The sequence below is a fragment of the Thermocrinis albus DSM 14484 genome, assembly GCF_000025605.1.
GTDB lineage: Bacteria > Aquificota > Aquificia > Aquificales > Aquificaceae > Thermocrinis > Thermocrinis albus.
On the sequence record NC_013894.1, the window covers coordinates 328,149 to 351,970 of the forward strand.

A 23,822-nucleotide genomic window follows, 5' to 3' on the forward strand; every position below is an offset into this window, starting at 1 on the left:
TTATAATATGTCTGCCCGATTCCCACACCTGAAGTTATTCCTCCTCTTTACACTGGCTCTTCTGTTGGCCCTTCAGAGAGGAAAACCGGATCCTTTTCTGTGGGATGAAGACATGGGAGAGGGTAAGGTGTCCGTCAGGTTTCTTTCCTTCTGCCAAGAGGAAGAAGGAGGAGTCCTCTGTAGATGTGAGATAACGGGTGGAGACTTTCCTGAGCTGTATGGGAAAAAAGCTTACCTTAGAGTGTACGGTGCTTCTCACTTTCATCATCCATGGCGAGTAGAAGGTTGGATGAAGGTAAGGGTGAAGGAGGGAAGGGTATGGATGACTACCTATGCAGGTGATCTGGAACCTTACTACGGACCCATGCCTCTGAGGGAAAGGCTGTTACAGAGATTAGAGGAAAAGATAAAAGATCCTTCCGTGAGATCTTTGGTGGCCACCTTCTTTATGGGTGAGGACATGAGCCTTCTTCCCCTCCGCGTACAGTACTACTACACCGCTACAGGTTTGGTGCACCTTCTGGTGGTTTCGGGAGGGCATCTGGGTATTCTGTTTCTTCTCACCAGACATCTCTTACCCTACAGGTACGGCCTTGTGTTGTCGGCTGTGGTCATAAGCGCTTACGCCTTACTACTGGTCCCTCAGGAACCCCCCGTTCTGAGAGCCTACTTTATGATCCTCCTCTACATCATCCTAAGACTTCTCTACGAAAGACCAGATATCTTCGGTCTGCTTCTTTTTTCAGGAGTGGTGTTACTGGTACTCTTTCCCCAAATGGTTTACTCTTACTCTTTCTGGCTGTCCTTCTGTGGTACAGCCTTTCTGATTCTCTCCTTCAGGAACATCTCCTTTCCAGAGGGTGTAAAAGGTTGGTGGATTAGTTCCCTCTGGGCCTCCTTCTTTGCTTTCCTGGGTGTCTCGCCCATACTGGCCCTTTTTACCCACATCACTCCCCTCACAGTGATCCTCACCCCTCTCCTCACACCCATAGTGCTACCCTTCAGTTTTTATGGGTTTGTGGATCTCTTTACCGGCTTTAGTCTCCCTTCACTTCCTTTAGAATTCCTTGCAAAAGTTATGAACATCACGGTAGCCTACGCCTCCACAGTGGCACCTCAATTGGAGTGGGAGGTAAGCTTTTATGGTGTGGTGGTTACGGAGGTGGTAGGTATGTTGATCCTATACCTGACGAAAGGTTACAGAAAGCTTTTGGTGGTTCCCCTCTTTCTTATAGCATCTTTTCTATAACTTTGTGGAGAGCTTCCAGAAAGGCGTCGTTCTCTTCAGGCTTTCCTATACTTACCCTCAGGCATCTTTCTAGGCGCGGAAGATAGGACACGTCCCTCACTAAAACCCCCTCCTCCAGCAGCTTTTCCTGGAGCAAAGGGGCAGGTAGCGGTGTTCTAAACAGGAAGAAGTTGGCTTCGGAAGGAAACACCTCCACACCCTTCATACTACGCAGTGCATCCATTAGCCTATCCCTTTCCCTCTTTACTGTGTTTACCGCTTCCTCCACAAAATGGTAGAACTTGGTAAGCATCAGAACCGCTATCACCTGGGAAGGATAAGTGATGTTAAAGGGTAAGCGCATCCTGTTTATGTAGTCAGCCACGTCCTGTCTGGCTATTAACACTCCCACCCTGAGGCCAGCCATGCCTATTTTGGAAAGGGTCCTTAGGACTACCGTGTCTTCTCTGGATAGGGCTTCTTCCAGGAAGGTTTTGCCGGAAAAGTGGTAGTAGGCTTCATCTATTACACAGAAGACACCTTCGTTCCTTATGGCGGTTATCTTGTTTTTGTCAAAGCAGTTACCTGTAGGGTTGTTGGGGTAGGAGAAGAAGGCTAAAATGGGTTTTCTACGCCTTATCTCTTTCAGGGAAGAGTCCAGATCTATGTCCAGATCCTCTCCCAAAGGTACCTCCAGCCTTTCTTTACCCACCGTCTGGGCAGATATACCATACATGGGGAAAGTGGGGACGGGGTAGAAGACCGCATCTCCCGATTCACCTACCGCCATACACAGATACTGAATGAGTTCGTCAGAACCATTACCCAACACCACGCAAGAGGGGTCCACTCCGAACCTTAGGGCCACCGCTTCTTTGAGTTCTGTTGCCTGAGGATCAGGATAACGGTTAAAAGGAATGCGGGCCACAGCCCGCGCTATCTCTTCTTTCACCTCAGCCGGCAGATCCAAAGAAAGTTCGTTGGAGGAAAGTTTTACCTTCGCAGACCTCTTTTCGGTCTTGTAAGGAGACAGACCCTTTATGCGCGCACTTATCATTCCTTAGGCTGTTCTTCGGATTCGGCCATTTCCTCCTCCTCTTCCTCCTCACCCCTTCCAAGATAGAGTTCCAACTCAGCCACGGTGGATTCTAAAAGTTTGTCCTCAAGAATCCCCTTTATAAGTCTGTTGAGTTTTCTCTCGTCTCCCATAGCTATACCGTTGAGGATAGCATACAGTCTCTTGGGAAGAGATATGGTGACTCTCCTGTATCTTGCTCCGCCTCTCTTTCTTCCTCTTCTTGCCATTTTTCACACCTCCTTGGAAGATATTTTAACACTTTTTTTAACTTTTATAGAAAAACTTGTGGGCTAAAACCCCGTATCTATGATATGATTTAGATCATCAGGAGGTATATTGAGGAATGCCAAAATCTCTAAGATGTATCACCATATCCTTAAACGACCTTCCCCAAGAGTACAGGATTGCCCTCGGGTATCTTACCTATCACTCGGGAAAGCTCTACAACCAGGCTCTCTACTTTCTCAAAAACAAACTTGCCAAGGTTAATATGTTTGACCTCTACAACAAGCTAAACTCCTCAATCCACCTCAAAGCCCTCCAGTCAAGAACAGCCCAGATAGTCTTAGATGAGCTTGTAAGAGCCTACAAAAACTGGTCTGAGAAGGTAAAGCCTCCCAAATTCAGGCCCAAGAGAAAACCCCACAGAACCTTAACTTACGACAGGACAGGCTTTAAGGTGATAGGCACTAAAGTGAGGCTCAGTCTCTCTAAGGAGCTAAGAAGGTGGCTCAGAGAAAGGCACGACATACACGTCAAATACCTCTGGATAGAGACAGGGCTTGAACTGAGAGAGGAGCTCGTGAAGAATATCCAGATAGTCCCTAAAGGGACAGGGTTTGAGCTTCACATAATCTACGAGCATAAAATAGAAAACAGGGAGTATTCAGGAAACAAGGTAATGGTAATAGACCCAAACTCAGGAAACTTCATGGTGGTGGGGATAGAAGGGATAAAGACTCCTTACATAATAGACGGAAAAGGACTAAAGGGCCTGCTCAGGAAGTATTTAAAGAAGATAGCAAAGCTCCAGAGCTTAAAAGACAATCTCAAGAACAAGGGACTTCCCTACCACAGGGTGGAGGAGAGGATAAGCAAGCTCTGGGTGAAGATAAAGAGACTTTTAAGGCACTACGCTCATACGGTATCAAATCTGATACTTGAGCTTGCAATCAAGCACGGAGTGAAAGAAATCTACATAGGAGATGCGGTGAGGGATAAGAACAAAGAGAGCAAACTGAACTCCGTGGCGGACCAGATATGGAGCCTGCTTCCACACGGGAAGGCGAAGGAGTATCTGGAGTATAAAGCTCTGGAATACGGTATAAGTGTGGATTACATAGATGAGAGCTACACTTCAGGGGTAGACTCCACGCTCTTTTGTGGAGTTAGCAAAGAAAACTACACCCCTGAAGGAAGGATAAAGAGAGGACTTTTCAGAACCTCTCTTGGACTTTTGAATGCTGATGTCAACGCAGTGAGGAACTATCTCAAGAAGCTCAGAAAGTTTGACCTTGAAACCGCTCTGGGAAGACCTGTGAGGCTGAGGGTATTTTACAAGCTAAAGGGAAGTAGCTCCGCTATACCACTGTACGGTGGTATAGGCAGGAGTAGGGGTGGTGTGAACCCGCCCGTGGTGGTAAGGGACACGTTAAGTGTCCAGACCCACCACGAAGCTCCGCATCTTTGATGCGGGGTAGTTCACTCCCATTCTATGGTGGCGGGAGGTTTAGAAGATATGTCGTAAACCACTCTGTTTATCCCCTTAACTTCGTTTATGATTCTTCTCATCACGTGATCCAGAAAGTCATAGGGTAGTCTTGACCAGTCTGCCGTCATACCATCCACACTGTCCACAGCTCTGAGGGCTATTACCCTCTCGTAAGTTCTTTGATCTCCCATAACACCCACACTTTTTACCGGCAAAAGAACAGCAAAAGCCTGCCACACGCGGTGGTAAAGTCCCCACCTTTTGAGTTCCTCCACGAAGATGTAGTCGGCCTCACGGAGGAGTTCCAAGTCTTCTTCTTTTACCTCACCCAGTATCCTTATGGCAAGACCTGGACCCGGGAAAGGATGTCTGTTTAAGATCTCGTCGGGTATGCCTAAAAGCTTACCCAACTGACGCACCTCATCTTTAAACATGTCCCTCAGAGGCTCCAGAAGTTCCAGGTTCATCTTCTCTGGCAATCCTCCCACGTTGTGGTGGGACTTTATAACTTGAGAACCAGCTATACCTGCACTCTCCACCACATCAGGATAAAGAGTACCCTGGAGGAGAAGCTGGGCACCTATTTTCTCAGCCTCCTTTTCAAACACCTCTATAAAGGTGTGACCTATGATCCTGCGTTTCTCCTCCGGATCCTCAACTCCCCTCAGCCTTTCCAGAAACAGCTTACCTGCCGACACTACGCGAAAGGGAAGGTTCATTTTTCTAAAGGCCTCTGTGACCTGTTCTAACTCTCCCTTACGCAAAAGGCCATGATCCACAAAGACACACTCCAGAAGATCTCCCACCGCTCTGTGGGTAAGAACTGCAGCTACTGTGGAATCTACACCCCCCGAAAGGGCAGATATCACCTTCCTTCCCTTTACCTGAGAGCGTATCTCTTCTATCTTTTCCTTAAGGATATCACCCATCTGCCAGTGGGCGGGAGCTTTACAGATACCAAAGAGGAAACGGGCCAGAAGATCCTTACCGTAAGGAGTATGAGAAACCTCGGGATGAAACTGAAGACCGTAAAGGGGAAGTTCTCTGTGTCTCACCACCGCATAAGGGGAGTTTTCGGAGATGGCCAGCACTTCAAAATCTTCCGGCAGAGAAGAGACCTTGTCGGCGTGACTCATCCAAACATCCATTTCCTCAGGAAGACCTTCAAAGAGGATATCTCTCTTAATGATCGTGAGACGAGCTCTCCCATACTCCTGACGGGTGGCCCTCTCCACTTTACCACCCCACTGATGCACCATCACCTGAAGGCCATAACAGATACCCAAAAGGGGAACACCCAGACGGTAGATACCAGCATCAGGAAGGGGAGCTCCCTCTTGGTAAACGGAAGCAGGACCACCCGACAGGATAATTCCATAAGGCTCCTTGGTTTTTATTTCTTCCGCACTGGTCCAGTAGGGGATTATCTCGCTGTAAACACCCAGTTCCCTTATACGCCGTGCTATAAGCTGAACATACTGAGAACCAAAGTTAAGGACTAGAACACCCCTTCTCATACCATAAAAAAATAAAGGCCCCCTGACGGGGGCCACAGAGTTTCCTTAGCTTAGAACTGAGTTTGTAAAGCCAGCGTTACGTCTGTGTAGTTCTTTTCGTTAGGTGTTTTGTTCTTCAGTTTTACGGAGTCAAAGCCAAGCTGTATCTTGGCGTCATGACCCTTTATGTAGTAGTTGACAAACACACCGTACCTGTCTGTATCCTGGTTGGCAGCACTTCTGTCATCCTGCTTTTCGTATCTGAAGGCTATGGCAGGCTTACCTATACCCACCACCTGATCGTAGAGGAGCTGACCTTGCACGTAGTAGGCCCTGTCCTTCACCTTGTTGGGTGCAGTACCAGGCATGTCCTTTCTGTCTTGGTAGCCAAGCTGGAGGTTGGGCACCAAGTCTCCAAACTTCTGCTCCCACATGGCGTCCACCACCCATGCCTTGGCGGTACCGCTAAAGCCTTGGCCATTGTCCCACTTTTGGGCGTTGTAACCGAGACCTATGCTCAGCACGTTCTGCTTTCCGAGATAGGTGTCAGCAAGGGTATAGCCCTTCTCAGGTTTGAAGCCCAGCATGGTGGGTGTGAACTGGATCCTTCCGGAAAAGGCGAGGTTGTCCTTCACACCAAGACCATTTGGATTTACATGATCCCATCTACCGTCAAAGACACCCAGCTGGTACTTGATCATACCGTCCAGCAGGTTACCCCAGAGGGTCACACCCGCATCTCTGTAGCTGTTACCCATGTTAGAGTTAGATCCTATGGTAAAGGGTGCAAAGTAGTTACCCCTTGTGCTGTAACCGTAGCCTGTGGGAATTATGTATTGGTAGCTGTCGGTGAGGGATGCTCTGCTGAAGGGTAACCTGTAGAGACCTGCCATCAGCTGAAGCTCGTCGGAAGCCTTCAGGTTGATGAAGGCATCTTGGGCCCTTGAGGTGCTAGTATTTTTGGTACCAATGCCTTGGTGAGTTCCCCTACCGGCAGGACCAGGGTGTACAGCAAACTCCAAGTTGGCACCAAACTGGACGTACTTGTTGACCTGACCGTTAAAGTAGATACGTGCGCTGCTTATAGAGAAGTCCGTGTAGTCTTTACCACCGGGAGTGGTTTTTCCTAAGCGCTGAGCCCAGATCTGGAGTTTGAGGCCCGTGTTGGCAAAGGTGTCTTCGTCGATTCTGATGACCGCTGCGTTGGCACCGGTGGCTCCCACCAGTAGTGCCGTCAGAAGTAGCTTTTTCCTCATAGCTTACCCTCCTTTGAGGTTTTGTTAGTTTTTATGATAGCACATGGATGAAGATCTGTCAAGTTTTTTTGAAGTGGTTTTTTTGCAAAATGTAAAAATTCCTTTTTGAAAAGTAAGGCTTTTGGTAAGGGGGCCTTTTTGCTTTTACGCAAAAACTCTGTGAACCCTTCTGGAAAGGAGGGACATGAGTTCGTAAGGTATGGTACCTGCTTCTTTTGCCAACTGAGTAAAGCTCTGGTGGGGTCCTACTATCTCCACCCAGTCACCTACTTCTGCTTCCACAGAGGAGAGATCCACCATGGTCATGTCCATGGTGATGTTTCCCAGAAGGGGGACAGGAACACCTCTGTAATAAAAGCGGGCTTTCCCTGAGAGACTCTTAAGAAGGCCGTCTGCGTAGCCTATGGCCACAACTCCTACGCGAGTGTCCCTCTTCAGTACACAGCTATCACCATAAGACACCCGGTGTCCTGCAGGCAACACCTTCACCGAGATGATACGGGCCTTTAGGGATAGAGCTGGAGACAGCTCTATGGGGTAAGAGGAAAGAGGTTTTTCACCGTAAAGGGCAAGACCTACCCTCACGTGGGTGGCGTAATCTACGCGGTAAATTAACCCAGCAGAACTTTCCAGATGCACCCATTTTACTCCTCTGTAATGACTCACTATCTTTCTGAAGGTTTCTATCTGTTTTAAAGTAAAAGATCTGTCGGCAGGATGAGAAAGATGAGTCATAACTCCTTCCACTCTACGGTCCTGAATAATTTCCTCCAGAAAACCCAACCGTCCCATCCCCGTATCGTACTTGACGTGAAACTTAACGAAGCTCCCTTCTAAAGCTTTCAGATGGGAGGGATGGGACACTACGGGAGTGAGGTTCCATCTTACGAGTTCCTCCAGCTCCTCTGGGAGAACACCTCCCAGCACCAGAATGGGTTTTTTCACACCAGCCTCTCTCAGTTCTACCCCCTCCTCTACGCAGGCTACCGCAAAAGCGGCTACTTCCTCAAGAGGTTCTAAAAGAGATGCTATCAGAGTTGCTCCTACGCCGTAGGCGTTGGCCTTTACCACCGCTATCAGTTTTTTACCGGTGAAGGTGTTTATCCTCTTTACGTTCTGTAAAAGGGCATCTCTGTTTATCTCCAGAAGAATGCGCATTGAGGCTTTAATATTTTAACCTATGAGGGCTCTTTTGAGTTTTATCCTTCTTTTCCTCTTTTCGTGTGCTCAGGTTTCTTCCTCCTTTACCCTCCTGCCTGAGGAGGAGGAGATACGCATAGGAAAAGCATACGTGCCTCTGGCTATAGAGGAGATGGACGGTCTGTATCCGGACCCTCAGGTGCAAAGGTACGTGTCGGAAGTGGGTATGAGGCTGGCAAGACACACCGAAAGGAACCTACCTTACAGTTTTTACGTGGTGAACTCTGATCAGGTAAACGCCTTTGCTTTGCCCGGTGGACCCATTATGATAACGCGGGGACTTTTGATGCGCCTGGAAAAGGAGAGTGAGCTGGCGGGTGTGTTGGGACACGAGCTGGGCCACCTCAACGCTCGACATCACGCTCGCTTTATGGAAAAAATGGTGGCCATGAATCTGCTTTTACAGATAGGTTCAGTATTTCTTCAGGATAAAGCTTACGGCCCTCTCTTGGTACGCTTTGGGGAGATAGGAGCCCAGCTTATGAGTCTTAAGTTCAGCAGGGATCAAGAGAGGGAGGCAGACAGATACGGTGTCATCTATGCCATCAGAGCAGGTTATGATCCCAACGGTCTTATAGGCACCTTTCGCATCTTAGAAAAGGTGGGTGGTGATGAGAGGGTAGAGTGGCTCTCCACCCATCCCCTTCCCAAGACGCGCATTGAAGAAACTAAAGATCTAATAAGATCGCTAAGGCCAAGCGGTACTTTGGTGGACGACACCGAGGAGTTTCAGAAGATAAAGAGGTCCCTCCTTGCCACAAAACCCTCCTTTGATGCCTTTGCGGAAGGAAAGAAGTACTACCAAAAAGGTGACTTGAGAACAGCACTCCTCTACATGGAGAGGGCCATAAGACTCTATGACAGAAACTATATGGCCAGAGTGTACGCAGGTATGATACTGGCCCGTATGGGAAGAGGGAAAGATGCCCTCTCTTACGTAGAAAGAGCTTACAGAGAAATGCCTCAAGTCTTTTCCACCAACTACGCCTACGGTTATGTCCTCTTTATAACAGGTGATTATCCTAGAAGCGTAAATTACCTGAGAAGAGCCAGAGATCTCATACCCAGCTATCCAGACACTTACTACTACCTGGGTAGGTGTTACGAAGCTATGGGAGATAGTGAGAGAGCTGTGGAAAACTACAGAACGGCCCTTCAGCTGGCGGGAGGTGAAAGACCATGGGTTTACGATGCCCAAGAGAGACTCAGAAGATGCTCAAGGGGTTGCTAACGGAAGATATACCCCTCAAACTGATAGCCCTTACGGTGGGTTTTTCCCTGTGGTTTGTGGTCAACTTCGGTACCCGGGTACCCGTCACAGTGGAAAAACCTGTGGAGATCCTCCACCCTCAACAGGGGTTTTCCTATCACCTCAGCGTAAAAAAGGTGAAGATAAAGCTCCTTCTCATAGAGAGGCTTATGCCTGAAGACGTGGTAGAGGGTGTTAAGGCTTACGTGGACGTAAGGGGTTTATCGGAAGGTAGTTATACACTGAAGGTTCAAGTAGAGACACCCTTTAAGTTCCTCGCTTTCCCTGAAAGCGTTCACCCAGAGTATGTAAAAGTGAAGATATCAAAAGCCCCCCCGGAGGGGGACCGATAACCTCAGCCGCAGGAGAAGGAGTTGCCGCAACCGCAGGATCCCGTCACGTTGGGGTTCCTTATGGTGAAACCACCTCCCATAAAGTCCACCACGTAGTCCAGCTCGGCGTTGTTGACGTAAGGCATAGAGAACTGATCTATAGCTATCTTCAGACCACCGAACTCAAAAACGTGGTCACCCTCCTCTACCGTGTCGTCAAAACCCATGGCGTACTGGAATCCGGAGCATCCTCCGGGAACAACCCTTATCCTCAGGATAGGTTCGGTTATTCCATTCTCCTGTGCTATCCTGAGAACTTCCTGCACAGCCTTCTCGGTGGCGTAAAAGTTAAAGCTTACCTTCTGCATCTTACTACCTCCTTAAGAGTTTTTCCTTTTCAAAAAATTAGCCCCCCAACTCCACGGTGCAATATGAGAAAGCTCAGAGAGAAGATAGTTCTCTAAGGAGAAGAATTTTCTCTCCTCCTCACCACCCAGTTCGTGATCGTAACCCAAAAGGTGTACAAGACCGTGTAAAGCAAGTCTCTTTATCTCCTCCTCGGTGGAGTGTCCGTACTCCTTTGCCTGTTTTTTAGCGGTGTCCCAGGATATCACTATGTCTCCCAAGAGGGTAAAGGAACCCACCTTTTCCCCTATGGGAAAAGAAAGCACGTCGGTGGGTTTATCCTTTCCCCTATACTCCCTGTTGAGTTCTCTTATCACCTGATCTGTGGTGATGTAAAGGCTCAGCTCCACCTTCTTAAGGTGGAGAAGGTCAAGAGCCTTCAGCAGTAGAGCCTTTAACCACCTTCTTCTTACTCTTCCTCTCTCCACTCTCAGAAGAACTTTGTTTTTCGTACTCCTCATAAGCCCTTATTATCCTCGCCACTATGGGGTGCCTAACTACGTCTTCTTGGGAAAACCACACGAAGGCTATCTCTTCTATCCCCTGTAGTACCTTTATAGCCTCTACCAGACCCGACTCCTCCTTTTTGGGAAGGTCTATCTGGGTTATGTCTCCCGTTATCACTACTTTGGAGCCGAAACCTATACGGGTGAGGAACATCTTCATCTGATCTCTTGTAGCGTTCTGAGCTTCGTCCAGTATTATAAAGGCATCGTTGAGGGTCCTACCCCGCATGAAGGCCAGAGGTGCTATCTCTATAACGTTCCTCTCCAGCATATAAGTAGCTTTGTCGTAATCCACCATATCATAGAGGGCATCGTAGAGGGGTCTTAGGTAAGGATCTACCTTCTCCGCTATACCCCCCGGTAGAAAACCCAGCTTCTCACCCGCTTCTATGGCTGGCCTTGTGAGGATTATCTTGTTGACCTTACCCTCCTTTATATGAGCCAGCGCCATAGCCATAGCCAGATAGGTCTTACCGGTACCTGCCGGACCCACACCGAACACTATGTCCTTCTCCCTTATCGCTTGTACGTACAACTTCTGGGTGGGTGTCTTGGGAACTATGGCCTTTTTCCTGTGAGTTACCAAGATAACTTCTTCCTGGGTCTGAGGTGTTGTTTCTTGAGGACGTGCTTTCAACAGAGCCTTCGCTCTTTCTCTTACTTCCTGTGCCGTCATGGGTGTGGTCTTTATCTCCCTCATGATGGTTCTTATAAAGTCGGCAAGCGCCCTTACTTTCTCCTCCTCCCCCTTTATGATGACCTCGGTGCCTCTTGCCGTCACTTTAACACCGAAGAGCTGGGAAAACTGCTTTAGATTCTCGTCGCCTCTGCCTACTATAGCGTAAAACCTCTCGTCGAAACTTCCTAAGTCTATCCTCTCTTCCACCTGCACCAATTAAAAAGTATAACGATTTTTCTTCCCTTGACAAGTTCCGAAAAAGATCCTACCTTTCTTCCCTCCTGTCTCCCTCTCTATAGGAAGACACTTCACAGTGAGAAGAAAGAAGATCTCTCTGTCTGCCTTTGATAGGGTTTCAAAGTTGGCCTGCCCCTTACTTATAACCAGGTGAGCCTCTTGGAAAAGGCGCCGAAACTCTTGGGAACAATCTTCCAGAACTGTACCTACCCTATCGGAACCGTTACTGACAACTCGGCAGAGGGAAGTGAGGCCGGCTTCCTCTGCATCCTCCATAAGAGCGTCGTTGAGGATGGGAGCACCTTTCACGGCGTATATCACTTCCTTACCTCTCTTGATGAGTTCCTCCACCAGCAAGCGATCCAAAACTATCTCACCTGCGTTATCTCCTATAATGAGCACCTTTTCTGCCTTCTGAAGTCTCTCCAAAAAGAGAGGGTACTCAAAGAGGGCAGGTTCGGTGTTGAGGATCTCCTTAACCCTTTCCTCAAGGTCCAGTTGCTGGGCTATGGCAAAGTCCACCGCGTTGCCAGCGCCTGACAGCTTTATGGCCCTCTCCAGAGGATCCTCTGTAGGAAGCTGGGAAAGCTCCTGCAAAAGTTTTAGAGCCACACGGTTGGATACTTTTTTGACTTGGTAGAAGGGGTCCTCCACTCCCGTAACTTCCTTTACCAGTCTCTGTATGTGATAAGCGTAGTGAGCCGGTGAGAGGGTAAGGTCCTGATGAGAAGCTAAGTAGCGTGCCAGTTCCAGAAGTATATGCATCTGTTGGTCTGCCGAAAGGTTCAACTTCTGTACTGCGTTGAGTCCCTGTTGAAGAAGACACGGAACGCACTCAGGATGTGACCTCACTGTAGAGCTCCTTAAGGGTGTTTAGGTTCTTAGTATCCCAATCCCCTTCCTTAGGTGTCTCAAGATAGTAGGGTAGTTGGGAAAAATACTCGTCCCGAAGAAAGTTGGCAAAGCCATCACGCCCTATGTAACCATACCCTATGTGTTGATGACGATCCTTCCTTGCTCCCAGAGGTACTTTAGAGTCGTTGCAGTGTATGGCCTTAACCCTCTGTATACCCACCTTACCGTCCAGGGATAGCTTAAAGAGTTCAAAGCCTTCTGCTGTGTTGATGGCATAACCATAAGCAAAAGCATGACAAGTGTCTATACACACCCCCACCTTATCGTGAGGAAAAGGCTCTGTAAGAAGGGCCAGTTCCTCCACACTCTTACCTATATCTCCCCTCTCCCCGGCAGTGTTCTCTATGAGTAGCATGGTGTGTTTAGGTTCGTAGATACTCAGGATCTTCTCTAAGGAAGACACAACTTTTCTGACGGCTTCCCTCACATCTCCGTGAGCGGTTCCAGGATGCAAAACGTAGTAGTCTATCAGAAGCTGGTCACACAGCGCTAATTCCTCCGCCACAACTCTGACGGAAGTTTCCAGGAGATCCTCCTTATCTGTGGCCAAGTTTATAAGGTAAGGTGCGTGTACCATGAGGGGGCCTTTCCAGTTTTTACGCTTTTCAATAAACTGATGTAAGATTTCGGGGGTATACTCTTTTATCTTCCAGCTTCTGGGACTTCTAAGGAAGAACTGAAAAACCTCCGCATTTAGCTCTTTAGCCCTTTCAAAGGTGAGGACCCAAGAACCCGCTGAAGAGACGTGAAGTCCAAAAAGGGGCATCAGACCTTTACCTTTTCCTCCACCAGCTCTTGCCGTATGGAGTGTAGGAGTTTCTGAAGGGCTTCTTCCACAGAACCGGCTCTTATCTTACAACCGCTGGCGTACCTGTGACCACCACCTCCCAATCTCTCCGCTATACGTGCCACGTTGACACCGTTTTTGGATCGTAAAGACACCTTAAACACACCTTCGTCGGGTTTTTCTATCAGGGCAAAGGCCACTTCTACACCCTCTATACTACGTGGGAAGTTCACCAAACCTTCTGTGTCCGGATACTGGGCACCTGTCTCACGGAGGAAACGGTCCAGAATCACTATACCGGCCACCTTACCGTCCTCGTAGAGGGTGAGGGTATCCAGAACACGGGATATGAGCTTCATCTTGGCCAAAGACTCTCTTTCGCTGAACATGGTGTAAGTTCTGTAAGGGTCTGCTCCCAGCTGAGTTAGTTCTTTGGCCATCTGAAACACTTCGGCGTTGGTGTTGGAGTACCTGAAAAAGCCTGTATCGGTAGCAAGTCCCGCATAGAGACACTCGGCTATCTGAGGATCTATCTCCTTCTCATCCCAGAGTTTGAGGAGTTTGTAAACTAAACTGGCTGTGGCAGGAGCCTCCGTATCTATGTAATCGTACTCTCCGTAAAACTCTCCTCCTATGTGGTGGTCTATACGTACCCGTGTGTAGGCATCAACGGGCGCTCCTACCCTGTAAAAGCCGGAGGCATCCACCACTATCGCCACGCTGAAAACCTGAGGTAGGGGAAGTCTCACCACCTCCGAAGCTCCTGGCAGAAAGTCCAAAAAGTGAGGCACAGGATCCTTACAACCTACGTAAACCCTCTTACCCTTCTTCTTGAGGAAGAGATAAAGGGCCAACGCACTACCCAAAGTGTCTGCATCCGGGTTTTCGTGGGAAGCTATGAGAATACTTCCCTCTTCTCTACTCAGCAAATCTATGAGAGGTACCCTTTCCTCCAACATGGTGTGGCCTCCTTATAACCTGTTTAAATTTAATCCCTTTATGTTCCTCTTGTAAGCTTTTAGAGTATTAAGAAGGAGAGCTGTTACCGTCATGGGACCCACACCACCCGGTACGGGAGTTATGGCCGAAGCCTTATCCTTCACAGATTGGTAATCCACATCCCCCACTATCTTGTCTCCCAAACGGGATATGCCTACGTCTATGACCACGGCACCTTCCTTCACCATGTCACCTTTTATGAGGTGTGGGACTCCTGTGGCAGATATGAGGATATCTGCGGTAAGGGTGTGGCGCTTCAGGTCCTTGGTGTGAATGTGGCATACGGTTACGGTAGCATCCCTCCACAGCAGTAGCATGCTGAGAGGTCTTCCCACTATGAAACCTGCACCCACCACCACCACATCTTTACCTTTGAGGGGTATGTTGTAGTGACGGAGGAGAAGGTCTATCCCTAAGGGAGTGCAGGGTATAAAACCATCCTCCATGCGGGCTATCAGTTTACCCATGTTTTCGGGTGTGAAACCGTCCACGTCCTTGCGAGGAGAGATGGCCGTTATCACTTCGTGTAGGGGTATATGGGGAGGTAAAGGCAATTGAACCAGTATACCGTCCACCTCATCGCGAGCGTTAAGATCCGCTATGAGATCCAAAAGCTCTTCACTGGATGTGTTGGCAGGAAGATGGTACAGTAAGGAAGTTATACCCACCTTTTCACAGGCAAGGCGTTTGTTCTTTACGTATATATGACTTGGAGGATCGTCTCCCACCAGAACCACCGCCAGACACGGGGGTCTTAAACCTTTCGTTACGTAAAACTCTATCTCTCTCCTTATCTGTTCTCTTATGACCTCTGCTACCGCCTTGCCGTCCAAAATCTGGGGTATCACGCCCTTTTCCATTTGGTACCTGCCGGAGTATCCTCTAAGATTATGCCCAGTTCTCTCAGTCTATCCCTTATGAGGTCCGCTATGGCATAAGCTTTCTCTTGTCTGGCCTTGGATCTCACTTCTATGAGTAGTTCTATGAGCCTTTCGTCCAGCACATGCCCCGCCTCCATCTCCTTCTCCACCACCCGCCTTACGCTACACACAGGATAAAGATCCTCAAAGAGACCGAAGATACCCCTCAGATGCTTAAGAAGAGTTTCGGAGGCCTGCTGATAGGCATCCAGCTCCGATGTTTTTACCCGCCTTCTTTCCAAAACCTCCTTCTTCAGCTTTCCCATCTCACTCACGAGGGTGAAGAGCCTTCCAAGGGCAGAGGGTGTGTTAAAGTCGTCGGCAAGATCCGCAAAAAACTTTTCCTCCGCATCTCTTATCTTATCAAGAAGTGGGTGCTTCTCTCTGACTTCCTCCGAAGGAAGCTCCTTCAGAAGCTCTGCGTCGGTTATGGCGTTTTTTAGGCGCTCGTAAGAACGCTTTGTTTCTTCCATTTTATCCCATGAAAAATCTAAGGGACTTCTGTAATGGGTCATAAGCACAAGAAGCCTCAGCACATCTGGATGATACCGACTGTAAACTTCCCGAAGGGTCACGTAGTTTCCCAAAGATTTGGACATCTTCTGCCCACCTACCGTTACCAGTCCGTTGTGTACCCAGTATCTGGCAAAAGGCCTTCCTGTGAGAGCTTCCGCCTGAGCTATCTCGTTCTCGTGGTGGGGAAAGACAAGATCAAGACCACCACCGTGTATGTCTATAGTGGTGCCCAGGTGCTTGAAGATCATGGCCACACACTCGGTATGCCAGCCAGGTCTTCCCGGACCCCACGGTGAGTCCCATGCCGGTTCTCCCGCCTTGGCAGCTTTCCAAAGGGCAAAGTCTAAGGGATCCCTCTTCTTCTCGGAAGGTTCAACGCGTGCGCCTGCCTCCAGTTCCTCGGGGTTTCTACGGGACAGTTTCCCATACTCAGGAAAAGCCTTCACCGAAAAGTAAACGTCACCGCCCGACACGTAGGCGTATCCCTTATCTATAAGTCCCTGTATAAGCTGTATTATCTCCTGTATATGTTCTGTAACTCTAGGTTCTACATCCGCCGGTCTTACACCTATGGCTTCCATGTCACGGTAGTAACTGGCTATGTATCTGTTGGCCACCGTCATGAAATGGGTGCACTCTTCCCTTGCTTTGTTTATTATCTTGTCATCCACATCGGTAAAGTTTCTCACAAACTTCACTCTGTAACCCAGATACTCCAGGTACCTTCTCAGCACGTCAAACACTATAAGGCTTCTGCCGTGCCCTACATGAGAGTCATCATAGACGGTGACACCACAGGTGTAGATGAGCACTTGGGGCGGGTTCAGAGGTACAAACTCCTCTACTCTACCTGTGAGGGTGTTGTAAAGACGCAGACTCATTACATTAATATATTAAATCATGGAAAAGGCCAAGTTCGGTGTCCTTACGGTGTCCGATAGAGCAAGTAGGGGTGAGTACGAGGACATAAGCGGAAAATACATAATAGAGTATCTTAAGGATGTGGTGACATCACCCTTCGAGATAGTCTACAGAGTGGTACCGGACGAGCGGGACATCATAGAGGGTGCCCTCATCCATATGGCGGACGAAGAGGGTTGTTGTCTTATACTAACCACAGGAGGCACAGGCCCAGCCCCCCGTGACGTGACCCCGGAAGCCACGATGGCCGTTTGCCACAAGATACTACCGGGTTTCGGAGAACTCATGAGGCAGGTATCTCTGCAGCAGGTTCCTACCGCCATACTATCCCGTCAACTGGCAGGTATAAGGAACAGAACCCTCATCATCAACCTGCCAGGAAAACCCCAGTCTATAAAACTCTGTCTGGATGCTGTTTTTCCTGCAGTACCTTACTGTATAGATCTCATAGGTGGTCCCTACATCACTACCGATGAGAATAAGGTTAAGGCCTTCAGGCCAAAAGGGTGATGTTATAATTTCTAAGGTAAGGCGCGTAGCTCAGTAGGCAGAGCGCTGGCCCGACACGCCAGAGGTCGGCGGTTCAAGTCCGCCCGCGCCTATTTATGCGAGACACACCATGCTGGAGATAGAGAAAGACCTTGAGGAACTGGCTCAAAAGATACTACAACTCAAAAAGCTCCTTCAGTTAGGAGAGAGACACAGAGAGAGTGAGCTGAGAAGACTGCAAAGGGAGTTCAGGGAAAAGGCCAGGAAGGCTTATCAGAAGCTGGATCCTTGGGACCGTGTACAGTTAGCCCGCCATCCTAAGAGACCTCACACCATGGACCTCATACCTATCCTCTTTGAGGAGTTTACAGAACTCCACGGAGACAGACTTTTTGGAGATGACAGAGCGGTGGTAGCAGGGTTTGCTTACTTTGAGGGTATGCCCGTGGCGGTGATAGGCCATGAAAAGGGTAGAAGTACTAAAGAGAAGATGGAGAGGAACTTTGGTATGCCTCATCCCGAAGGGTACAGAAAGGCGGTGAGAATAGCCAAACTGGCAGAAAGTTACGGTATGCCGGTGATAACCTTTGTGGACACTGCGGGAGCTTACCCAGGTGTTGGTGCGGAGGAGAGGGGACAGGCGGAGGCTATAGCCCAGTGTCTTTACACCTTCGGATACCTGAGAACACCGGTGGTGTCGGTGGTGATAGGAGAAGGTGGTTCGGGAGGTGCACTGGCCTTTGGAGTGGCCAACAGAGTTTACATGTTGGAGAACGCTGTGTACTCTGTTATATCTCCCGAAGGGTGTGCCGCCATTCTGTGGAAGGATCAGAGCAAGGTGAAGGAGGCAGCTAAAGCTCTCAAACTCACCTCGTGGGATCTACTCCGACTGGGTGTTATAGACGGTATAATAAGAGAACCTTTGGGTGGAGCCCACTGGGACTATATGAGGACAGCAAGACTTATAAAAAGATGCTTGAGGAAAGCCCTGAGAGAACTGCTGGAGTTAACTCCAGAGCGCCTCGTAGAAGATAGGATTAAAAAGTTCTCCTCCATGGGAGTCTTCCAAGAGGTGATGCCATGAACTACGCGCCGGAGATCCTCAGCTACATGAGTAGCTCCAAAGACATAACGGAGGTGCTGCTGGTACCTAAAGCGCCACCCACCGAAAGAAGGGAAGGTAAACTCATAAAGTTTATGGATGTAGTACTAAGTGCCGATGACGTGAGAGACACCCTTGTAGCTCTAAGGACACATGCTCCCACTCTCATGGGACCTCTTGGTAGAGAGGGTAGTTTTTCCTTCGGCATGCACGGCGTGGGACGTTTCAGAGTGAGTTACATCACCCAGAGAGGAAGTTATGTAGTATCTATCATCAAAACGCCTATGGAGATACCACGCCTCTACACCCTCTGTGAAGATGAAGGTATAATACCAAGACTGGAGGAGCTTCTCAGGCTGAGCCATCAACGCCTTTACGTGATAAAGGGAAGGGATCCCATAAGAACCTCCACCTTTGTCTACTCTCTACTCCAGCACATAGTAAACACCATGTCTAAGGTTATCTTCGTGCTAGAAAAGAACCTAACTTTTCTTTTGAAACACGGTAGTTCCCTGGTGGTACAGAGGGAGGTAGGTTTAGACGTGGAGAGTTTCGAGGAGGGTCTGCTGGATGCTATGCGCATAAACCCAGATATTTTGTACATCAACTTTCAGGATGTAATGTCCCAAAGGGAGCTGGACCTGTTGGTACGTCTGTCCCACATGGGTACTGTAGTTCTACTTCAGGCTCCTGTGGCGGAGGAACATCTCCTTCACTCTACAGGAGTTGTGCAGATAGAGGTACGGCCCTCAGGTGTATCAGGAAAGCTTAAGGTTCAGATCATGGAAACACTACCTGAGGAACCGGAAAACCGTTGAAGTTGGCCGCATAAACCGTCGTGTAGGCACCTGCGGACAGTATGTATAGGTAGTCGCCTACTTCTGGTTCAGGTAGTGGTACACTGCGTGCCACCACATCCATACTGTCACAGGACACACCCCCTATGGTCCACTCCTCCAGTTCCCCTTCCCTATCCAGATAGAAGGCGTATCTTATACCCCCCAACGCTTCTGCAAGACCGTTGAAAACACCTGTGTCTATGTATATCCAGTTTTCGTTACCCCTCCGAGCCTTACCTATAACCCTCGTTACCATTATTCCCTGATCACCTACTATACCCCTTCCCGGTTCTATCTGGAGTTCATGGGGCATACTGGGAAAGAACTTCTGGAGGAGACCCCTCACGTAATAGGCTATGTCCTCCACACTCAGGGCCTCGTAGGTGTAGCGTACTGGTATCCCTCCTCCCAGATTTAACATCTGTAATCTCAAACCCCTCTCTTTAGCCTTACTCCAAAGTTCCGCAGCCGTCCTTATACCGATAAACCAGTTTCTGTAGTTGTTGCACTGAGACCCCACGTGAAATGTTACTCCATAGGGTATAAGTCCCTTCTCCCTTGCGTACTCCAGTATATCCAGAGCTGTGTTTACGTCAACACCGAACTTCTTAGAGAGTGGCCAGTCGCTCCCTTCGTTGGGTACCACAAGCCTTACGTAAACCCTGGATCTCTTTGCTACCTTAGCCAGTTTATCTACCTCCGTAAAGGAGTCTACCGCAAACCGGTCTACACCCTTACTGTAAGCGTACTCTATAAAGTCCATAGGCTTTACAGGGTTGCTGGATATAACCCTGTCTGGACTCACCCCCATTTCCAACACTCTCCTCAACTCCTCGGAAGAAGCTACCTCAAAACCAGATCCTAGCTCCGCCAGGACCCTTATGATCTCGGGATGATCGTTAGCTTTAACAGCGTAGTAGACCTTCACCTGTGGCAGGTGATACCTTAGCTCGATATACCTGCTCTTTATACCTTCCAGGTCCATGTACAGAACAGGTGTAACCTGTGGTTTTAAGTAAGGAAGAAAACGCTCCCTCTCCGACAAGAAGGCCTCAAAACTCCTCTTAGCAAACTCAAACTGAACCCTACGCCTGTCTACAACTTCCTCCACCATAGAGGCTTAATAGTAGTCCTGTAGTGAAGAAATGTCAAGGTAACTATCTTACCAGATTGACCGTCTCATCCAGCACGGCGTTGGTGGCGGTTATGGTCTTAGCGTTGGCCTGATAAGCTCTTTGTGCCGATATGAGGTTCACAAACTCGGTGGCTATATCCACGTTGGACATTTCCAGCATACCGGATCTTACCTTTTCGGCTCCGCCGGGTACCATAACGGTGGGAGTGGATATGGAGGTGTATAGGTTGGCTCCCTTTTTAATGAGTTCTTCAGGATCCGAGAACACCGCCACAGCGACCCTGTAAAGGGGCAGAGATTTTCCGTTGGAGTATACACCCACCACGGCACCATCCTCCGAAAGGACATATACGTCCACCAGATCTCCTCTGGCGTAACCGTTCTGACTTGCAGTAACAACAAAATCAGAAGCGTGTTGAGTTACGAAGGATGTAGGTATAGGCTGTCCTGGATTTGGGGCACCGGATTGAAGGGAGGTTCCTACGTAGATTCTCCACACAGAGGCAGATGGGAAAGTACCACCACTGGGAGTTGAGGCAGGAACGCTTAAATTGGCGGGATTAAGATAGTAGGCGAAGTTACTACCCTGAGGTTCTCTCAGAACGGTGGCGTTGTCATAGATCAGCTTACCGTAGCTGTCAAAGGTAACGGTCCAATCCCCACTGAGTTCATAGCCCGGACTGTTAGGGTCTATGTCAGCTCTGAGGTGTATCTCCCACTGATTAGGTAGATTGGTTTTTCTAAAGTACATGTCCGCTTGGTAGGGTGTCCCTAAGCTGTCGTAGATGGTCAGCGTGTATCTGTAGTTGTAAGAGGAAGGATCCAGAGGATTAAAGGGATTAGGTGGCTCAGTGGCCGTGGCATTAAGGTTAGAAGGTTGCAGGAAGTTTATAACTCCAGTGGGTTTGGGTTCCAGTTGAGGAACAACCTTTATGTCTTCTAAACCCGTTCCTACTGTTCTCCCGTTTTCATCAACACGGAAACCTTGCAGCTTGAGTCCAGCAGAGTTAACCATGAAACCATCCCTACTCAAACGGAACTCACCGTCTCTGGTGTAGTAATGAGCGCCGCTGATAGGATCCTTCAGTATAAAGAGCCCTCTGCCCTGTATGGCCAGATCCGTGTTTATTCCCGTTTGCTTGAAGTTTCCTATTGTCCATATTTTCTGGGTGCTGTCTATCAAAACTCCGGCACCGTATGTGGTGGTCTTTATAGTGTTGGTTACAGTGTTGAGACCCACCGTCACAGAGGAGATGACATCCTGAAATATAGGCCTGCTAGCCTTGAACCCAATGGTGTTCACGTTGGCCAGGTTGTCAGAAGTTATATCCATCCATGTCCTGTAGGCGTTGAGTCCTGTGACCGCATTAAAGAAACTTCTCAGCATGGTCAACCCTCCACGCGTACAAGTTTTGTGATGGGAACGTTTCCCCCCTTGTAAAGCTCCAGCATGACTTGCCCGCCCATAAGCTCTACGGACCTTACTTTGTCCTTCACAAGAAGAGAAACACCCTGCACCTGCTCCCCCCCATACAGCACGTTAACTTTCCACGTTCCTTCAGACAGAGCCTCCGTAGATAACACATTCACACCCTTTTCTATATCCATCCGGATAGTCTTAACATCACCTCTGTCGTTGGTAAACTGCACAACGGCACCCTTTATATCTCGGTCCGACATAAGGTAGTAGGTGGCTCCGTTGGGTATGATATCCTCCGAAGATACATACACCTCCCTGTTCAGCACACTCAGACCCGCAGCCAGAGTCATCTGAAGGGTGAGATCTTTCAAGTTCTCCAGAGTGTTCCTCACATCATTGAAGAACTTCACCTGGTTCAGTTTTACCATATCATCCAACATCTTGGAAAGGTCCTGTTGCTGGAAAGGATCCTGAAACCTCAACGTCTCCAAATATATCTTCAAAAAGTCCTGTGGAGACAGGTTATCCACTCCCTGTGTGTAATTGGGCGGTAAGATACGAACCTTCTCCACCTGTGTCATACTCTCCCCCATTTTTTCTTAAGCTCCTCCTGAAGCACTTGAGCGAAGGAGACGGAACCTCCCTCTGAGGTTGCAAGCCTACCCTTCAGGTCATACACACGGGCCTCTTTCCTTATGATGAGCTTATCCCCCTCTACTTGGATTTTAACAAGATCTCCCTCCTTTAGACCCAGCTTTTTCCTCAACTCGCTGGGTATAGCTATCAGCCCCCTGGCCATGACTCTGGCCACATCCTCCATACAGGTAAATATACACAGTAAGTTGGATGCTGTCAATATGTTTGACATATATGATATATCTAACCTGTGGCTCTGTTATTGTGAACTACCCCGCATCAAAGATGCGGAGCTTCGTGGTAGGTTTGAACGCTTAACGCGTTCCTTACCACCACTGGCGGGTTCACACCGCCCCTACTCCTGCCCATACCACAATACAGCGGTATAGCGGAGCTACTTCCCTTTAGCTTGTAAAATACCCTCAGCCTCACAGGTCTTCCCAAAGCGGTTTCAAGGTCAAACTTTCCGAGCTTCTTAAGATAGTTCCTCACAGCATTAACATCAGCATTCAAAAGTCCAAGAGAGGTTCTGAAAAGTCCTCTCTTTATCCTTCCTTCAGGGGTGTAGTTTTCTTTGCTAACTCCACAAAAGAGCGTGGAGTCTACCCCTGAAGTGTAGCTCTCATCTATGTAATCCACACTTATACCGTATTCCAGAGCTTTATACTCCAGATACTTTTTCACTTTACCGTGTGGAAGCAGGCTCCATATCTGGTCCGCCACCGAGTTCAGTTTGCTTTCTTTGTTCTTATTCTTCACCGCATCTCCTATGTAGATTTCTTTCACTCCGTGCTTGATTGCAAGCTCAAGTATCAGATTTGATACCGTATGAGCGTAGTATCTTAAAAGCCTCTTTATCTTCACCCAGAGCTTGCTTATCCTCTCCTCCACCCTGTGGTAGGGAAGTCCCTTGTTCTTGAGATTGTCTTTTAAGCTCTGAAGCTTTGCTATCTTCTTTAAATACTTCCTTAGCAGGCTTTTCAATCCTTTTCCGTCTATTATGTAAGGAGTCTTTATCCCTTCTATCCCCACCACCATGAAGTTTCCTGAGTTTGGGTCTATTACCATTACCTTGTTTCCTGAATACTCCCTGTTTTCTATTTTATGCTCGTAGATTATGTGAAGCTCATATCCAGTCCCTTTCGGAACAATCTGAATATTCTTCACGAGCTCCTCTCTCAGTTCAAGCCCTGTTTCTATCCAGAGGTATTTGACGTGTATATCGTGCTTTTCTCTGAGCCACCTTCTTAGCTCCTTAGAGAGACTGAGCCTCACTTTAGTGCCTATCACCTTAAAGCCTGTCCTGTCGTAAGTTAAGGTTCTGTGGGGTTTTCTCTTGGGTCTGAATTTGGGATGCTTTATCTCCTGTCCTTTGAACTTCTGAGGGTTTTTGAGGAACTCAAACCAGTTTTTGTAGGCTCTCACAAGCTCATCTAAGACTATCTGAGCTGTTCTTGACTGGAGGGCTTTGAGGTGGATTGAGGAGTTTAGCTTATTGTAGAGGTCAAACATATTAACCTTGGCGAGTTTGTTTTTGAGAAGGTAGAGAGCCTGGTTGTAGAGCTTGCCCGAGTGGTAGGTAAGATACCCGAGGACAATCCTGTACTCTTCGGGAAGGTCGTTTAAGGATATGGTGATACATCTTAGAGATTTTGGCATTCTTCAATATACCTCTTTTCGCTTTCCGCAACCATTTAAGATTTAATTATATGGTCAACCATACAGATACGGGGTTTTAGCCCGCAAGTTTTTCTATAAAGTTATTA

25 protein-coding genes and 1 tRNA gene are annotated in these 23,822 nt (G+C 48.4%); 8 read left to right on the forward strand and 18 right to left on the reverse strand.

Translation table 11 applies throughout. The features are described 5' to 3' along the window. Nucleotides 1–7: 7 nt before the first annotated feature. Entirely contained in the window at nucleotides 8–1,249 is a 1,242-nt protein-coding gene (locus THAL_RS01620; RefSeq protein WP_012991369.1) for a ComEC/Rec2 family competence protein, read from the forward strand. Here THAL_RS01620 and hisC read toward each other — a convergent pair. Together hisC and THAL_RS01630 are read right to left on the reverse strand one after the other, a co-directional pair. After that, the gene (gene hisC / locus THAL_RS01625; RefSeq protein ID WP_012991370.1) at nucleotides 1,230–2,285 is read right to left on the reverse strand and encodes a histidinol-phosphate transaminase; all 1,056 of its coding nucleotides are present in this window, start codon (nucleotides 2,283–2,285) and stop codon (nucleotides 1,230–1,232) included. The genes THAL_RS01620 and hisC overlap by 20 nt on opposite strands. Then, complete coding sequence (locus THAL_RS01630; RefSeq protein ID WP_012991371.1) at nucleotides 2,282–2,533, reverse strand: hypothetical protein; 252 nt, start codon at nucleotides 2,531–2,533, stop codon at nucleotides 2,282–2,284. Before THAL_RS01630 ends, hisC begins: the two co-directional genes overlap by 4 nt. Nucleotides 2,534–2,649: 116 nt before the next feature. On the opposite strand from THAL_RS01630, the gene THAL_RS01635 reads away from it, so the two are divergent. Next, the gene (locus THAL_RS01635; RefSeq protein ID WP_012991372.1) at nucleotides 2,650–3,996 is read left to right on the forward strand and encodes an RNA-guided endonuclease InsQ/TnpB family protein; all 1,347 of its coding nucleotides are present in this window, start codon (nucleotides 2,650–2,652) and stop codon (nucleotides 3,994–3,996) included. An 11-nt stretch (nucleotides 3,997–4,007) separates the two neighbouring features. Here the strand turns inward: THAL_RS01635 and guaA are convergent, their stop codons facing one another. The 3 genes from guaA to alr all read right to left on the reverse strand — a co-directional run bounded on the left by guaA (nucleotide 4,008) and on the right by alr (nucleotide 7,927). Then, nucleotides 4,008–5,534 carry a glutamine-hydrolyzing GMP synthase gene (gene guaA, locus THAL_RS01640; RefSeq protein WP_012991373.1) on the reverse strand — a complete coding sequence of 509 codons (1,527 nt, stop codon included), beginning with the start codon at nucleotides 5,532–5,534 and terminating at the stop codon, nucleotides 4,008–4,010. A 50-nt stretch (nucleotides 5,535–5,584) separates the two neighbouring features. Then, a complete protein-coding gene (locus THAL_RS01645; protein ID WP_012991374.1) occupies nucleotides 5,585–6,769 on the reverse strand; it encodes a porin in 1,185 nt (394 codons plus the stop codon). 144 nt (nucleotides 6,770–6,913) lie between these two features. After that, a complete protein-coding gene (gene alr / locus THAL_RS01650) occupies nucleotides 6,914–7,927 on the reverse strand; it encodes an alanine racemase (RefSeq protein ID WP_012991375.1) in 1,014 nt (337 codons plus the stop codon). 22 nt (nucleotides 7,928–7,949) lie between these two features. On the opposite strand from alr, the gene THAL_RS01655 reads away from it, so the two are divergent. Together THAL_RS01655 and THAL_RS01660 are read left to right on the forward strand one after the other, a co-directional pair. Next, nucleotides 7,950–9,200 carry a M48 family metalloprotease gene (locus THAL_RS01655; protein ID WP_012991376.1) on the forward strand — a complete coding sequence of 417 codons (1,251 nt, stop codon included), beginning with the start codon at nucleotides 7,950–7,952 and terminating at the stop codon, nucleotides 9,198–9,200. Beyond that, nucleotides 9,182–9,571 (forward strand): YbbR-like domain-containing protein, encoded by a 390-nt coding sequence (locus tag THAL_RS01660; protein ID WP_041434064.1) that lies wholly within the window; start codon nucleotides 9,182–9,184, stop codon nucleotides 9,569–9,571. The genes THAL_RS01655 and THAL_RS01660 overlap by 19 nt, the downstream gene beginning before the upstream one ends. 2 nt (nucleotides 9,572–9,573) lie before the next feature. Here the strand turns inward: THAL_RS01660 and THAL_RS01665 are convergent, their stop codons facing one another. The 8 genes from THAL_RS01665 to cysS are packed head-to-tail and all read right to left on the reverse strand — an operon-like array spanning nucleotide 9,574 to nucleotide 16,395. Beyond that, nucleotides 9,574–9,918 (reverse strand): HesB/IscA family protein, encoded by a 345-nt coding sequence (locus tag THAL_RS01665; RefSeq protein ID WP_012991378.1) that lies wholly within the window; start codon nucleotides 9,916–9,918, stop codon nucleotides 9,574–9,576. 12 nt (nucleotides 9,919–9,930) lie between these two features. After that, the gene (gene ybeY / locus THAL_RS08170) at nucleotides 9,931–10,383 is read right to left on the reverse strand and encodes an rRNA maturation RNase YbeY (protein ID WP_245522245.1); all 453 of its coding nucleotides are present in this window, start codon (nucleotides 10,381–10,383) and stop codon (nucleotides 9,931–9,933) included. After that, nucleotides 10,325–11,347 (reverse strand): PhoH family protein, encoded by a 1,023-nt coding sequence (locus THAL_RS01675; protein ID WP_012991380.1) that lies wholly within the window; start codon nucleotides 11,345–11,347, stop codon nucleotides 10,325–10,327. The genes ybeY and THAL_RS01675 overlap by 59 nt, the downstream gene beginning before the upstream one ends. 9 nt (nucleotides 11,348–11,356) lie before the next feature. After that, a complete protein-coding gene (locus tag THAL_RS01680) occupies nucleotides 11,357–12,229 on the reverse strand; it encodes a damage-control phosphatase ARMT1 family protein (protein WP_052293037.1) in 873 nt (290 codons plus the stop codon). Then, nucleotides 12,213–13,058: a deoxyribonuclease IV gene (locus THAL_RS01685; protein WP_012991382.1), complete on the reverse strand. Its 846-nt coding sequence runs from the start codon at nucleotides 13,056–13,058 to the stop codon at nucleotides 12,213–12,215. The genes THAL_RS01680 and THAL_RS01685 overlap by 17 nt, the downstream gene beginning before the upstream one ends. Beyond that, nucleotides 13,058–14,038 (reverse strand): DHH family phosphoesterase, encoded by a 981-nt coding sequence (locus tag THAL_RS01690; RefSeq protein WP_012991383.1) that lies wholly within the window; start codon nucleotides 14,036–14,038, stop codon nucleotides 13,058–13,060. The genes THAL_RS01685 and THAL_RS01690 overlap by 1 nt, the downstream gene beginning before the upstream one ends. A 12-nt stretch (nucleotides 14,039–14,050) precedes the next feature. Continuing rightward, on the reverse strand, nucleotides 14,051–14,938 hold the full coding sequence (gene folD, locus THAL_RS01695; RefSeq protein ID WP_012991384.1) for a bifunctional methylenetetrahydrofolate dehydrogenase/methenyltetrahydrofolate cyclohydrolase FolD: 888 nt from the start codon (nucleotides 14,936–14,938) through the stop codon (nucleotides 14,051–14,053). Next, nucleotides 14,923–16,395, reverse strand: a complete 1,473-nt coding sequence (cysS, locus tag THAL_RS01700; RefSeq protein ID WP_012991385.1) for a cysteine--tRNA ligase — start codon at nucleotides 16,393–16,395, stop codon at nucleotides 14,923–14,925. The genes folD and cysS overlap by 16 nt, the downstream gene beginning before the upstream one ends. A gap of 19 nt (nucleotides 16,396–16,414) precedes the next feature. Here cysS and mog point away from each other — a divergent pair, with 19 nt between their 5' ends. The 4 genes from mog to THAL_RS01720 all read left to right on the forward strand — a co-directional run bounded on the left by mog (nucleotide 16,415) and on the right by THAL_RS01720 (nucleotide 18,844). Beyond that, entirely contained in the window at nucleotides 16,415–16,945 is a 531-nt protein-coding gene (gene mog, locus THAL_RS01705; RefSeq protein ID WP_012991386.1) for a molybdopterin adenylyltransferase, read from the forward strand. 19 nt (nucleotides 16,946–16,964) lie between these two features. Next, nucleotides 16,965–17,037 (forward strand) — tRNA-Val (locus THAL_RS01710). A gap of 17 nt (nucleotides 17,038–17,054) precedes the next feature. Then, on the forward strand, nucleotides 17,055–18,008 hold the full coding sequence (locus THAL_RS01715; protein WP_012991387.1) for an acetyl-CoA carboxylase carboxyltransferase subunit alpha: 954 nt from the start codon (nucleotides 17,055–17,057) through the stop codon (nucleotides 18,006–18,008). Beyond that, a complete protein-coding gene (locus tag THAL_RS01720; RefSeq protein WP_012991388.1) occupies nucleotides 18,005–18,844 on the forward strand; it encodes a P-loop NTPase family protein in 840 nt (279 codons plus the stop codon). The genes THAL_RS01715 and THAL_RS01720 overlap by 4 nt, the downstream gene beginning before the upstream one ends. Here THAL_RS01720 and THAL_RS01725 read toward each other — a convergent pair. The 5 genes from THAL_RS01725 to THAL_RS01745 form a co-directional block, all read right to left on the reverse strand. Next, complete coding sequence (locus tag THAL_RS01725; protein WP_012991389.1) at nucleotides 18,807–19,979, reverse strand: type III PLP-dependent enzyme; 1,173 nt, start codon at nucleotides 19,977–19,979, stop codon at nucleotides 18,807–18,809. The two genes, THAL_RS01720 and THAL_RS01725, sit on opposite strands and share 38 nt — an antisense overlap. 43 nt (nucleotides 19,980–20,022) lie before the next feature. Beyond that, nucleotides 20,023–21,387: a flagellar hook protein FlgE gene (locus THAL_RS01730; RefSeq protein WP_012991390.1), complete on the reverse strand. Its 1,365-nt coding sequence runs from the start codon at nucleotides 21,385–21,387 to the stop codon at nucleotides 20,023–20,025. Between the two features lie 2 nt (nucleotides 21,388–21,389). After that, a complete protein-coding gene (locus THAL_RS01735) occupies nucleotides 21,390–22,001 on the reverse strand; it encodes a flagellar hook assembly protein FlgD (protein WP_012991391.1) in 612 nt (203 codons plus the stop codon). Beyond that, complete coding sequence (locus THAL_RS01740; RefSeq protein WP_012991392.1) at nucleotides 21,998–22,240, reverse strand: AbrB/MazE/SpoVT family DNA-binding domain-containing protein; 243 nt, start codon at nucleotides 22,238–22,240, stop codon at nucleotides 21,998–22,000. Before THAL_RS01740 ends, THAL_RS01735 begins: the two co-directional genes overlap by 4 nt. Before the next feature lie 95 nt (nucleotides 22,241–22,335). After that, complete coding sequence (locus THAL_RS01745) at nucleotides 22,336–23,715, reverse strand: RNA-guided endonuclease InsQ/TnpB family protein (RefSeq protein ID WP_012991393.1); 1,380 nt, start codon at nucleotides 23,713–23,715, stop codon at nucleotides 22,336–22,338. Nucleotides 23,716–23,822 lie beyond the last annotated feature (107 nt).